Raw genomic sequence first — 12,735 nt, forward strand, 5'->3', positions numbered from 1 at the left:
GTCTTCAGGCTGTGCTCCGCTCATGTCGACGGCTGCCACGTCTGCCGCAGATGGTGGGCGAAGGAGGAGGGAAACAGCATCGAAGACGGCACGCAGCATGGCGATGGCCCTGGCCGGGCCGAGGGCGGCACTTGTCACGGTGCCCTGCGTGAGTTCGTCGCGCAGCAGTCGGCTGCGGTCGAGTTCGGCGGCGAGTTCGGCCGTGATGAGCCCTGCGTCGGTGGCCCGCTCGATGAGGTCCTGGAGTGGTTCGTTGATCGCCAGACGCTCGGCAAGGACGTGCTCCAGGGCGGACAGGGAATGCGTGACGGCGACGGTGGCGAACTCGTACCGGTAGTAGGAGTGCCGGATGAGCTCGCGGGACGTTTCCATCGCGCTCATGACGTACATCGACGCGTCGCCGGGCAGAACGAGGTCGGCCACCGCCAGGTGCGCGGCACCTGACTTGATGGCCTGCTTCCCCGCCCGGCCGGCCATCGACCCGCCCGGAACACCGATCACGTCCTTGCCCCGCACCCTCGCCTTCTGCCCCGTCCTCGTGCGGCGGCGGGTCGTGTTCGCCTCGGCAATGCCCGACAGTGCCTCCTCGTCGCGCTCGCCGCCGCGTACCGCACGCACCATCTGGCGCAGGGCGCCGACGAACGCGGCGCCCTTGCCCTTGGTGAAGAACTGCGAGACGAGGGAGGCGTCGCGCCCGAGCATCCTGGCGACCTGGCGTAGCCCTGGTCGATGAGCTCCTGCGTCAGGAGCGCGGCCTCGTTCGGCTGGTTCGGGTCATCCGGGCTCACTGCTGCTCAGCTCCCTCGTGGGCGTCGACAGAGTTGAACAGGTCGTCTGACATCGGGCGTTGCTCCTCAGCGTCCGTTGGACCGGGTCGGGTCGATCCGGGGGTCGCAGAACAGGGCGTCGAAGACCGGCTCGGTGACGCAGGCGATCAGGCCCTGCTCGGCGTAGCGCAGGGTGTAGCCGGCGGTGCGCCCGAGGTCAGCCACCGCGATGGGGACCTGGGGGCGGTAGTAGAAGGTGAGCTCCCGGCCGGCGAAATCGCCGGGCCCCACCTCCGTCGGCGCGGGGTTGAACGGCAGGGTGAACGAGGGCAGGCCGGACGCAGGGCCAGGGGCCGGACCACGCGGTGCAACGCGGCCAGCCGTCGTCCGGGAGAGGCGAAGGCCCAGTCAGGGGTGCAACGCGGAGTCTCGCGTTGCACCCCTCGTTGCGCTCGGGGTCTGTCGCGCCGAGCTGTCGCGCCCCGACCACACACGGGGGTGAGCGGGCATCCGCACAGGTCACAGCACGCGACAGCACCCCACGCGGCAAGGGGGCGCGACAGGCAGACGCGACAGCTGCGGACAGGCCATGAACACCAAGAGCCGGTTGGGCCAGGTCAGCCGCCGAGCAGCTGAAGCGGCTCGCCGCGTTCGGGCGGTCAGAGACGGCCTGGAGTGCTGCTCGACTGGCGCCCGGCCCGGCCGGGCCAGGCGCCAGTCGAGCCCCGCCCCGCCGAAGCCAGCCCGGACGTGCAGGGCGAGGTTGGCGCCGTTCTCTGGGAAGGTGCCGGACTGCCGGACCAAAGCAATCCCAGCTCAAGCAGTCAGCGCTTGGTCAACGGCTGAGCTGCGTAGCAGCGTCGGACGCGGCGTAACGTGGTGAGTGCGAGAGGGGCGTGGCGATGGCCATGGACTACGGCGGGCTGACTGGACACTGGCGATCTTAACCGCAACCGACCACCGCCATAGTCGGTCAACTGCAAGGAGCGTGCTCCACGAGGAGCAGCGAAATGTTCGAGAGGTTTACCGACCGCGCGCGGCGGGTTGTCGTCCTGGCTCAGGAAGAAGCCTGGATGCTCAACCACAACTACATCGGCACCGAGCACATCCTCCTGGGTCTGATCCACGAGGGTGAGGGTGTCGCCGCAAAGGCCCTGGAGAGCCTCGGGATCTCGCTCGAGGCCGTTCGCCAGCAGGTCGAGGAGATCATCGGCCAGGGCCAGCAGGTCGAGGAGATCATCGGCCAGGGCCAGCAGGCCCCGTCCGATCACATTCCCTTCACCCCCCGGGCGAAGAAGGTCCTGGAGCTGTCGCTCCGCGAGGCCCTGCAGCTCGGCCACAACTACATCGGCACCGAGCACATCCTGCTCGGCCTGATCCGCGAGGGCGAGGACGTCGCCGCCCAGGTCCTGGTGAAGCTCGGCGCCGACCTCAACCGGGTGCGCCAGCAAGTTATCGAGGCACTGCCCAGTGACCAGACCGCCGTCGCCGGGAGCCTGGCCGAGGACACCCCACTCATCCTGGACCAGTTCAGCCGCAACCTGACGCGGGCCGCCCGCGATTCCCACCCCAACCCCGTCATTGGGCGCGAGAAGGAGATCGAACGGGTCATGCAGGTGCTGTCCCGCCGCACCAAGAACAACCCCGTCCTGATCGGCGAGCCCGGTGTCGGCAAGACCGCCGTTGTGGACGGTTTCGCCCAGATGCTTGCGGCAGTCGACGTGTCTGGGTACCTCCAGGACAAACAGCTCTACGCTCTCGACTGGGACGCGCTGATGGCGCGGGCGGACAGCGCCAACGGCAGGCAGGAGCTCCTGCAGAAGGCGCTGGCGGAGATCCACTCCCGCAGCGATGTCATCTTGTTCATCGACGATCTGCACACCGTGGTGGGTGCGGCCGCCGTCGAGGGCGCGATCGAAGCCGCTTCGATCCTGAAGCTGATGCTGGTCCGCGGTGAGTTGCAGACCGTCGGCGCCACGACGCCCGATGAGTACAGCAAGCTGGAGAAGGACGCGGCCCTGGAGCGCCGCTTCCAGCCGATCCAGGTCGCCGAGCCGTCGCTGCCGCACACCATCGAGATCCTCAAGGGACTGCGCGACCGGTACGAGGCGCACCACCGCGTCTCCATCACGGACGCCGCCCTAGTCGCCGCCGCCACCCTGGCCGATCGGTACATCTCCGACCGTTTCCTCCCGACCAAGGCGATCGACCTGATCGACGAGGCCAGTTCCCGGGTACAAATCCGCCGGGTGACCGCGCCGCCGGACCTGCGCGAGCTCGACGAGAAGATCGCCGACGTGCGCCGCGAGAAGGAAAGCGCCATCGACGCACAGGACTTCGATACGGCTGCCTCACTGCGTGACGACGAGAAGCAGCTGCTCACCGCGAAGGCCAAGCGGGAGAAGGAATGGAAGGGCGACCCGGACGTCGTCGCCGAGGTCCGTGAAGAGGACATCGCCGAAGCAATCTCCAGGCTGTCCGGCGTGCCGATGCAGCGAATTCTTGCAGTGCATTCGGATGTCAATTGGCCCGCCACCTCGGGTGAAATCGGAAGCAGTGACATCGGGCAAACTTATAAGCTGCTGAATGATGAGCCTGCCGATAAATCGGACGATGACCTTCTCGGCGCGGGTGAGATCGCCGCAGGCATCGCCTCCATACTGACTGCTTCGAGAACAGCAGCCCCCTTTGTTCTGGCAATTGACGGGGGCTGGGGCATAGGTAAAAGTACACTACTGCGACTGATCGAGTCTGACCTCCGGTCTCAATCGGCTGGCGAACAAGAAATTACCTGCGTTCGGTTCAATGCGTGGACGGCCCAAGGAAGTAGTGCACTTGAGGGATTGATCAAGTCGGTTCTCGGGCGGCTTGACGACAATGTTGTGCGGCGCCGGATTCGCAGTTTGACCGACCACAGGAGCGCACTCGGCATGGCATGGATCATATCCGCGATCATCGGCCGATTTTTGGGCGTTTCACGCTTGATAGATGAAATGTGGAACACGCTGACCGTCGATGCGAAGTCGCGCAATAAAATGCGTGACCTGATTTCAGGCATGCTGACGGACTGGGTGAATAACCCCGGTCGTCCCGGTCGAGCCCTTGTGGTCTTCGTTGACGATCTCGATCGATGCTCCGATGATGTAGTCATCGAAGTGTGCGAAGCCGTGAAATTATACCTGGACGCCCCAGGACTCATCTTTGTTTTAGCATGTGACTTTTCCGTACTTGCCCGAAGTGTTTCCACATCCGCACGTGGCGGCGTGGACGAGGGACGGGCTTATCTCGAAAAGATCGTTCAAGTTGCGTACCGCGTCTCCCCGCCCGACGAGTCACAGCTCAAGAAACTGATAAAAGGCTACGGGCAGCGATCTGGAACCTCACACTTGGTCGACGATATAGTGACGAACATCCTTCTCGAGCGGGCCGGAAGCAATCCTCGAAGAATCAAGCGGATCATCAATGGGTTCATCCTAGAATACCGCCTTAATCCTGCATGGAGTGCGATGCCGCTGGATAGTTCACTACTTATAACCGCAATACTCCTGCAGCACCTATACGCGTCATTCTATGATTTTATGGTGCGCGATGAATCGAGCGATGACCCTATTGGGGATTTTCTCGACTATGCGACGGTGCGCGCCAGGGTTTCAGCTCCTCCACCTTCCAATCATGCATGGTGGACGGTCGCGCGCAGGACATTTCAGAAACAGGGCATCCCTGCGCCGGACAGGTCTGCGACGGGCGAGGAGTTGAGGAGGGAGGTTGAGCTGCTGGAGACCGCACTGCCCGAAGATTTTCCGACGCTCGCCCGCAACAACACGTTTATCGCATTGCTCCGCAGTATCGGAGACAAGAAGACTCGCCAAGCGCTGCGCGCGGAGCTGGTCAGCCGACCCTTTTCAACCGAGGGGGCAAGCTGACAATGGCAGATGAGTCCACCCACGCCCCGGCCGACCCCGAGATCAGCCTCCTGGCGCCTCTCGGACCACAGCTCCAGCCGGACAGACTGGCCAGCCTGGCGGTCGACGCGGTAGTCGTCGACCGCCGCCGCCACGGCCGACCAGAAGTCGACAGGCTCGCCGAACGAGGTCGGGGCCTCGACAACGATCTGGGTGTCGTCCAGCTGGAGCGGCTCGCCGCGCTCAGGCGCTGACCCGGCGGGCCCGGCGCCCGCCGGGTCAGCGCTCCAGGCCGTCTCGCCCGCCCCGTCCGAGGAACGCGGCGGCCGGGCCCGGCCGAGGCGGCCTGACGGGCCTTCTGGTGCCGCCCGCGCGCCCCAGCCACCGCCCCACCGCGAGCGGCCGGCACCAGCCGGACGCGAGAGAAGAAAAGGCCCGCCGCAGGCGCAGCGAACCCTCAACGCCACCGCCCCACCCAACCACCACCCACAAAGCCAAGGACAGGAAGGGGAAGGAGAGGGTTGTCGGGGTGGTGAGTTTCACCTTGATGGCCACTCACCATGGCCTCTGACCTGGGCAGATGGCCGGAATCCGGGCGCAGCGGGCGGAAGGGGCGGCGACCGGTTGGTGCACCGGATCTCACCACCGGTTTCCTCGCGTCGGCGAGCCGTTCACGCTGACCATCACCTACAGCAACGGCGCCCCGCCCACCCTGCTACGGGTGACTGTCGACAGCGTCACGTGCAACGGCCTCGACCCACAGGTCCTGGCCTACGCCGCCAACTCCACCACCCCCACACCGACGCCCGAGGCCGGCAAGAAGTACTGCGTCCTCGCCATGACCGCCACCAACGTCGGCACCGAGACAGCAACCTGGAGCGCCAACAACACCGTCAGCCTCAACGTCGGCGGTGTCCACTACCAGCAGACCCAGGACGACGCCGCACACGCCCTGGACTACGAGCAGTACTGGCACAGCAAGGGCCAGACCGGCCCCACGTTCGGCATCAACCCCAACACCACCGGCCCCGTCCACGGCGTCTTCCAGATCCCCACCAGCGACACCCCGACCAGCGTCTGGGTCTCCTCCGGCACCGCCATCCGCACCATCAACGGCGTCCAACCCGGATACCTCGTCAACCTGGCCGCCAGCTGACAGACCGAGGTGTCCTCGCGCGAATTGCGGTCCACGACCGGGCGCAGGAAGCAGCAACCTGGTCGACGCGGAGGCGGCGGCCCCCGACGACCTCACCCAGCCCGCAGCCACGCCCACCTGTCGCACCCGACCCCACACAAGGAAACCGGGGGCATCCACCCACGTCACACCACGCGTCAGCACCCCACGCGACAGCAGACGCGACAACCCACGCGACAGGCACCACAGGCACCCGTCGACGGGCGTCTCGGGCCGCTTCCTTGGCTCGCTGCACGTCTTGCTCGGCGAGCTCCACGCAGAACTCCCGGCGGAGCTGGTACGCCACCGCACCACGCAGCCGGGCACCGGCCGGCCAGCGGGTGCCGCGGGCGTGCCGCCACACCGTGCCGAGCCTGACACCGAGCCAGACAGCCAGCCTCCCGACCACCCGGGCCGTCGCCCTGTCCCGGCGCAGCCAGCCGCCCAGGCGCAGCGGCCGGCCGTCGACGTGCCGGGCGAGGAGGGCCAGCAGCTAGGCCTGGATAGTGCCGCGGGCGCCGACCGGACAACAACCCGGAGGCGGGCGGTCAGCTCGGCGTGGTCCCGGCAGACCACCGGGCAGGTCCTGGTCGTCATGCCCGCCAACCTCCGGGACCGGACCTGTGGACAACAGAACAGGCCCCGGGGCGCAGCACCGGGCCTCCAAAACCGAACACCGACCCCACCAGGGCCTCGGCAAAGTGACGAATCGTCCGCTTGGTCACGGTCCGCGGCGGGTAAGCGGTCCGGACGTGAAGCAGGCACGGGCTTCCAAGATCATGGAGTTCTCGACGCCCCGTGCATCCCGCTGGAAGACCGTGCCTGCCGCTGCATCATCCCTGATCCCGCCTGCCCTTGACCAGCTCCGCGACCAGCCGCCGACCAGGCCGGGCGAGTGCCCTGGCCTGCTGGAACGGCTGGCCGAGGTGCCTGATCCCCGCGATCCCCGTGGGGTGCGCCATGCCTTGACGTACGTGCTCGCGCTGGCCGCCACCGCCGTGTTGGCCGGAGCGACCTCGCTTCTGGCGATCAGCGAGTGGGCCGCCGACGCTCCACCTGACGTCCTCAGTGCACTCGGCGCCCGGTGCGATCCACTGACCGGACGCCATCCGACACCCGGCGAAGCGACCATCCGCCGGGTCCTCGCCCGGATCGACGGAGACGCACTCGACCGCGCGGTGGGACGCTGGCTCGCCGACCGCCAGCCGCAAAACCTCCCGGCGAACGGGCTGCGTGCGGTCGCGGTGGACGGCAAGAGCCTGCGCGGCGCCGCCCGGGCGAACGGCCGGAAGATCCACCTGCTCGCCGCCCTCGACCACACCACCAGCAGCGTCCTCGCCCAGCTGGACGTCGGCGAGAAGGCGAACGAGATCACCTGCTTCCAGCCCCTGCTCGACACCATCGCCGGCCTCGCAGGAGCCGTGGTGACCAGCGACGCGATGCACACCCAGCGCGAGCACGCCGACTACCTGGTCATGAGCCGGTCCGCCCACTACATCGTGATCGTCAAGGGCAACCAGAAGAAGCTTCGCAAGCAGCTCAAGTCCCTTCCCTGGCAAGCGATCCCTTGCAGGGACGCATCAGGGAGACCGGACACGGGCGGGGCGAGATCCGCCGCATCAAGGCGGCCACCGTGAACAACCTGCTCTTCCCGCACGCCCGCCAGGCCATCCAGCTCAAGCGCCGCCGAGTGAACCGCAGGACCGGGAAGATCACCATCAAGACGATATACGCGGTCACCAGCTTGCCCGCCGGCCGGGCCACTCCCGCACAGCTCGCGGCCCTGATACGCGGCCGCTGGTCCATCGAGGCACTGCACCACATCCGGGACGTGACCTTCGCCGAGGACGCCTCCCAGCTCCGTACCGGCAGCGCACCCCGGGCGATGGCCACCTGGCGCAACCTCACCATCGGTGCACTCCGTCTCGCAGGCGTCCGCGGCATCGCCGCCGCACTGCGGCGCAATGCCCGCGACCCGCAGCGACCACTCGCCCTCCTTGGGCTCACGTGATCACGAAACGGACATCACGCGACTTTGCCGAAGCCCTGACCCTGGAGAACCAGGAACTACGCGACGTGCTCAGCGGCAACACGGCCAACGTCACCCCGCTCCGGCCCCGCCCAGGTCGCTGATCGGCCCGGCCGTCCCGCTACCTGATGGAGGCAGTGCCGACCACGCGCTGGAGCTGGCCAAGGGAGCGCTCCAATAGGCTCTTGGGTAGAAGAGCGTCACCCGTGTGAAGAAGGAAGCTGGCGGCCGGCGCGGCTTGGAGGACGGTGTCCCGTCTTTCCCGGACACTTCGGCGGACGCCGATGATCCCGATTGCCGCGGAGGCTGTCGCCGCGACCACCGGGTGCCCCGCCAGAAGCGCACTGCCACCTAGCACAGCCACACCAGCGGGGATCTCGGTCTTGACGTTGATGGCCATGGTCGCCGCATCGAGCCCGAGGGCCTTCATCTGCTTCCTCAGCTCGTCCTGGGGGCGGGCAAACCGCTCAGCCACCACGCTCTCAAGGTAGCGAGTGAGCATGGTGGCGTCACGGATCTCCGTGAGGTCACTCAGTTCCGCAGCGACCTGGTCCACCTGGGCGCCGAAGGCCATGAACTCCGCTCCGTGGCGTTGTCGAAGCTTGATGATCTTCTCGACTGGAACCGCCGAGAGATCCCTGGGAACGACCAGTTCGAGTGCCAAGCAGGCCAACGTCTCAGCGAGCGCACCATGGTTTGCCGACGGAGCCATGGGCGGCCGGCCGACAAGAGCGGCTTCGATCTGGTCAGTGCCCCAGTCCTCCGAGACCACGTGAGCCGTTTCCTGGTCAGTGGTCGGCTGCATCCTGTTCGCCCGAGCGAAGTCTCCCGCCAGCACGCTCTTGTAGACCTTCGCCAGGCGCTCATCCACCGCTGCATAGGTTGGGAAGCCCAGCTCCGCCCAGGTCTCGGCTGTCGGTCCGTTTGTCGGCTCAAACCTCACCTGCTCGCGCAGATCCAAAGAGCTCCCCAACTCCTGCGCGATCCCCAGCTCCGACAGCAGAACCCGCAGACGCGGGTCCACCTCTCCTGCATGGAGCGTGGCTACCCGGGTCGACGGATCCATCGCCGTCCCGGTTCGGAACAGGCGCAAGGACGCGAGGGACGGCCGCGACAGGGCGTCCTCGAATTGCTGGGCCACCGCCTGCACCGAAGCTCCTGCGGGAACCCGGTCGAGGACATTGAGTTCTTCGGTGAGCGCCCGCACCGTGTGAGACACCGCGGCGTGGTCCCGCACGTCAGGTGGCACAAGACGAACGATCTTGGGCCAGTACAACGCCATCACCTTGAGCCAACTGTCCTCACGCACACGGAAGTAGGGGTAGTAGAGGCCGTACGCCCGAATCGCTCCACCGGTCATGCCATATGCATTACCGGCGACACGGTGCGACACGCTTTCCGGGCCGTTTCTCCAGTCCCGTCATGAAACGTCGCCAGTATGGCGCTGTCGCAGTTGATGGCGGCCCCACTCGCTGCCCTCCAGCTTCACAGCGCGGAGACCACCTCTCAACATGCTGACTTGACAGACATCCCACGGCTTCGGTCAATCAGGCCGTCGTTAGCGGTAAGCCCCTGATGATCAGGGGGCGGTCGTCGCGGCCGTGATGCGGGTGGCGTAGACCCGGTGGGCCTTGCGCTCGGCGGGCCCGGCCGTGCCGGCCGCGAGTGCGCTGGCCTGATGCAGCGCGGTGCGGTGAAGTTCGAGCGGCGCCGTGAGGCGGACTGAGTAGCCCTGGCCGCGGCGGATGATGCGCCCGGAGATGACGGCGCGGCGGATCTTCTCGTCGCCTGCGGTGCGTAGGAGGTGTTCGGCGAGCAGGCCAGGCAGGTCGAGGGTGGTGTTCGGGGCCGGTGCGGGCTGCTGGTGCTGCTGCTCGGCAGCCGGGGCCGGAAGAACGTCGAGCTGCTCGGGCAGTTCGCTGGCGCCGGCGGCGTCCAGGACGCGGCGGATCGTCTTCGGGTCGACCTGGTGCTGCCGGGCGAGGGCCTTGACGGCGGCGCCCTTGCTGAACGCCTCGACCACCTTCACCACCTGGTCCGGGTCGAGCGCGGCGGGGCGGCCGAGCGTCTTGCCGGCGGCTTCGGCGGCGGCGACGCCTTCGCGGGTGTTCTCGCTGATCATGTCGCGCTGGAACTCCAGCACGGCGGCGAGGACGTTGACCATCATCTTGGTGCCGGGATCGTCGGAGGCGAGGTCGATGCCGGACAGCAGTCCGGACTCGACCCGCAGGTGCAGGCCGCGGCGGATCAGCACCGGCCGCAGGGCGAGGATGTCGGCCACCGAGCGGAAGAGCCGGGCGGCGTCGGCGATGCGGATGGTGTCGCCGACGGCGGCCTCGTTCAGGAGCCGGGTGAATCCGGCGCGGTCGAGGGAGAGCTGCCGGGTGGAGGTGGCGGGGTCCTCGTAGACGGGGGCGCCGGCGGCCAGCAGCGGGGCCAGGGCGTGGCGCTGGCGGGCGTCGGTCTGCTTGTCAGTGGAGTGCCACAGGTAGAGCCGGTCGGCCATGTGGTCTTCGCCTTTCCCCGGGTGGGCCGGGCGGGGCCCGGCGGTGTCCGCAGACCACTCGAGCGGGGGCGAAATGGGGAGGCGGAACGATTGACCGGATTCGATTGGATCAGCTGCCGGTTCCCGCAAGTCGGCGCGCCGAGTCGATCGGATCGGCACCTGGGGGCGGAATCAACCGATTCAGCCCCCACTTGTCATTCGACCGGGCACCCGATCCGGCGAACCTGGTCAACCCCCTACGACGGCTTAGCGTTCAATCCTGGAGGAATACCGAGCCCCCTTTCCCCACAGGAATCATGGCGCACGACGGCGATTGCACCATCACTCTTCGCATGGCGTCAGTGATGCCAGGGCCGCCTCTCACCCGGGTACACCTCGGAGGCGCAGTTGTCGGCGAGCACGGCGATCGTCGCGCGCCCTTCGACCCGCTCCAGCCAGTCCTGCGGCAGACCCACGTCGCCGTGGTGAGCACCGAGGAGGTTGCCGCAGATTGAGCCGGTGGAGTCGCTGTCGCCCGAGTGGTTGACGGAGAGCAGGAAGGCGGCCTCAATGGGGGTGCGGGCCGGCCTGGGGTCGCAGACAGTGCCCTGACTTCCGAGGTAGTAGGTCTGGGTGCGGGTACGAGCCAGCAGCGCGTAGACGCCGATTGCCAGGGCCTCCTCCGCGACCCAGCCCGCGCCCAGGGTCTGGAGCTTCTCCGCCGTCGCCTCACCGTCGGCGGCGAGGTCGACGGCCTTGCGCAGCGCGGTGGTTGTCTCCTCGTGGTCGGGGTAGCGGGCGAGCAGCTCCATGGCTCGCAGGACCGCACCCTCCGGTGACTCGCCGTGGACCAGATGGTTGATCATGGCGGCGAACGCACCGGCGGCGTAGTAGCCGGTGGGGTGGCCGTGCGTGATCTGGGCACACTGGGCGGCGAACTCGAAGGCACGCTCGGCCCCGTGGTCGGTGAATCCGAACGGCGCGGAGCGTATCACGGTGCCACACCCCTTCGAACCAGGGTTCACCGGGCCGGGGTTGCCGCCGGGCTTGCCGTACGGGTCGGGCGTGTAGTTCTCCCGCAGGCCGGCCAGGCAAGCGTTGCCGGGTGCCCGTCGTGCGTACAGCCAGGGCTCCTCGCGCAGCCGGCCGGAACGGTGCCGGAGGTTGTCAGCGGGCGGCGGCGCGGGGTGGTTCTGGGTGTCCAGCCAGCGCAGATACGCGTCACGGATGAGCATCGCTTCGGCGCCGCCGAGACCGCGCGACTTGGCCCGAGAGTAGCCGCGCAGCCAGCCTTCTGCGGTGAAGAGCGTCATCTGAGTGTCGTCGGTGACCGTCCCGGTCACACCCCCGTGGTCCGGGACGAGATCGGTGACGCCCGCCTCGCCGTACTTCTCCCGGATCGCATCCAGTGACAGGAACTCCACGGGGTTACCCAACGCGTCCCCGATCGCCCCGCCGAGCAGGCACCCGCGCACCCGGGCGCGGTAGGCGGCCAGTTCATTCCATGACAGCTGTTCCACCTTGCGACTCCCCCACGCCGGCAGTTTGATCAAGACGCACGCGGCCACCATCGTAGGGCGAGCGCCCCCACCTCGGTTGGCGGTATCGGCCGGGACGACCCAGGGAGTAAGCCGACCGGCGATATCCGCGATCATGTCTCGGGGCAGCGGTCCAGTCCAGGTGAGCTGGGAGGTTACCCAGTGTCACCATCCAGCTTGGCGTTACGCCGAACTGACGACAGTTGAATAAGAGCGTCCACCAGTACGTGACCCCGGGATCGCTCCGGCTCGTCGCCGTACGCCGCATCGTCTCCCCACCCGGGACCATGCCATCGCCGAGAAGTCCAAGAACTACAGGTACTCCACCAACCACCAGGTCGTCGTCGACGCCCACACCCGCCTGGTCGTCGCAGTCGGCAAACCCGTTCCGGGCAACCGCAACGACTGCAAGGCATGGGCCGAGTCCGGCGCCAAAGCCGCCGTCGGCAGGACCACCACCATCGCCGACGGCGGCTATCCCGGCACCGGCCTCGTGATCCCGCACCGCCGGCCCAAAGGCCGCGAGCTGACCGAGTGGCAGACCGAGCACAACCGTGAGCACAAGCAGGTCCGCGCCCGCGTCGAGCACGTCTTCGCCTGGATGAAGACCTGGAAGATCCTTCGCGACTGCCGCCTCAAGGGCGACGGCGTCCACCACGCCATGCTCGGCATCGCCCACCTCGACAACCTCCTCCAGGCCGCGTAGTCCGGTCTGCCACCGATGGGCGAGAGTGCCTGCCACCATCGAAGATCAATTGCGGGACAACCCTTAGCCAGCTGGTGCCGAGCAGGCTCCGGTTGAAGGCACTCGGCGTTCGAGCTCGTCCCAGTCGATTCGCG

General features: G+C 67.4%; 9 protein-coding genes and 4 pseudogenes. 7 read left to right on the forward strand and 6 right to left on the reverse strand.

Going from position 1 to position 12,735, the window contains the following annotated elements; genetic code table 11:
* Nucleotides 1-702 (reverse strand): annotated as a pseudogene (locus tag ACZ5WK_RS35805) (hypothetical protein); the annotation flags it as partial.
* Nucleotides 703-854: 152 nt separating this feature from the next.
* Nucleotides 855-1,058: a hypothetical protein gene (locus tag ACZ5WK_RS35810; protein WP_465553990.1), complete on the reverse strand. Its 204-nt coding sequence runs from the start codon at nucleotides 1,056-1,058 to the stop codon at nucleotides 855-857.
* A 719-nt stretch (nucleotides 1,059-1,777) separates the two neighbouring features.
* Here ACZ5WK_RS35810 and ACZ5WK_RS35815 point away from each other — a divergent pair.
* From ACZ5WK_RS35815 to ACZ5WK_RS35830, 4 genes and pseudogenes are all read left to right on the forward strand, one after another.
* Nucleotides 1,778-3,268 (forward strand): annotated as a pseudogene (locus tag ACZ5WK_RS35815) (Clp protease N-terminal domain-containing protein); the annotation flags it as partial.
* A gap of 147 nt (nucleotides 3,269-3,415) precedes the next feature.
* A pseudogene (locus ACZ5WK_RS35820) lies at nucleotides 3,416-4,690 on the forward strand (KAP family P-loop NTPase fold protein); the annotation flags it as partial.
* A 2-nt stretch (nucleotides 4,691-4,692) separates the two neighbouring features.
* Nucleotides 4,693-4,923: a hypothetical protein gene (locus tag ACZ5WK_RS35825; protein ID WP_465553992.1), complete on the forward strand. Its 231-nt coding sequence runs from the start codon at nucleotides 4,693-4,695 to the stop codon at nucleotides 4,921-4,923.
* 326 nt (nucleotides 4,924-5,249) lie between these two features.
* Nucleotides 5,250-5,825 carry a hypothetical protein gene (locus tag ACZ5WK_RS35830; RefSeq protein WP_465553994.1) on the forward strand — a complete coding sequence of 192 codons (576 nt, stop codon included), beginning with the start codon at nucleotides 5,250-5,252 and terminating at the stop codon, nucleotides 5,823-5,825.
* An 851-nt stretch (nucleotides 5,826-6,676) separates the two neighbouring features.
* On the opposite strand, the gene ACZ5WK_RS35835 is transcribed toward ACZ5WK_RS35830, so the two are convergent.
* Nucleotides 6,677-6,805, reverse strand: coding sequence for a hypothetical protein (locus ACZ5WK_RS35835; protein ID WP_465553996.1), 129 nt, complete (start codon nucleotides 6,803-6,805; stop codon nucleotides 6,677-6,679).
* 3 nt (nucleotides 6,806-6,808) lie between these two features.
* Here ACZ5WK_RS35835 and ACZ5WK_RS35840 point away from each other — a divergent pair, with 3 nt between their 5' ends.
* Entirely contained in the window at nucleotides 6,809-7,480 is a 672-nt protein-coding gene (locus ACZ5WK_RS35840) for an ISAs1 family transposase (protein ID WP_465553998.1), read from the forward strand.
* Entirely contained in the window at nucleotides 7,477-7,854 is a 378-nt protein-coding gene (locus ACZ5WK_RS35845; protein ID WP_465554000.1) for a hypothetical protein, read from the forward strand. Before ACZ5WK_RS35840 ends, ACZ5WK_RS35845 begins: the two co-directional genes overlap by 4 nt.
* Before the next feature lie 139 nt (nucleotides 7,855-7,993).
* On the opposite strand, the gene ACZ5WK_RS35850 is transcribed toward ACZ5WK_RS35845, so the two are convergent.
* The 3 genes from ACZ5WK_RS35850 to ACZ5WK_RS35860 form a co-directional block, all read right to left on the reverse strand.
* Nucleotides 7,994-9,232, reverse strand: a complete 1,239-nt coding sequence (locus tag ACZ5WK_RS35850) for a DUF6236 family protein (RefSeq protein ID WP_465554002.1) — start codon at nucleotides 9,230-9,232, stop codon at nucleotides 7,994-7,996.
* Between the two features lie 219 nt (nucleotides 9,233-9,451).
* Entirely contained in the window at nucleotides 9,452-10,378 is a 927-nt protein-coding gene (locus ACZ5WK_RS35855; protein ID WP_465554004.1) for a recombinase family protein, read from the reverse strand.
* Nucleotides 10,379-10,716: 338 nt separating this feature from the next.
* Complete coding sequence (locus ACZ5WK_RS35860) at nucleotides 10,717-11,877, reverse strand: ADP-ribosylglycohydrolase family protein (protein WP_465554006.1); 1,161 nt, start codon at nucleotides 11,875-11,877, stop codon at nucleotides 10,717-10,719.
* 289 nt (nucleotides 11,878-12,166) lie between these two features.
* On the opposite strand from ACZ5WK_RS35860, the pseudogene ACZ5WK_RS35865 reads away from it, so the two are divergent.
* Nucleotides 12,167-12,601 (forward strand): annotated as a pseudogene (locus tag ACZ5WK_RS35865) (transposase); the annotation flags it as partial.
* Between the last annotated feature and the right edge of the window lie 134 nt (nucleotides 12,602-12,735).

It is taken from the genome of Kitasatospora sp. NPDC032757 (assembly GCF_055579305.1).

Bases quoted from the DNA above. Each gene is read 5' to 3' on its own strand.
- ACZ5WK_RS35825 (WP_465553992.1), top strand. From the start codon at position 4,693: ATGGCAGATGAGTCCACCCACGCCCCGGCCGACCCCGAGATCAGCCTC.
- ACZ5WK_RS35835 (WP_465553996.1), bottom strand. From the start codon at position 6,805: ATGGCGCACCCCACGGGGATCGCGGGGATCAGGCACCTCGGCCAGCCG.
- ACZ5WK_RS35855 (WP_465554004.1), bottom strand. From the start codon at position 10,378: ATGGCCGACCGGCTCTACCTGTGGCACTCCACTGACAAGCAGACCGAC.
- ACZ5WK_RS35850 (WP_465554002.1), bottom strand. From the start codon at position 9,232: ATGACCGGTGGAGCGATTCGGGCGTACGGCCTCTACTACCCCTACTTC.
- ACZ5WK_RS35830 (WP_465553994.1), top strand. From the start codon at position 5,250: ATGGCCGGAATCCGGGCGCAGCGGGCGGAAGGGGCGGCGACCGGTTGG.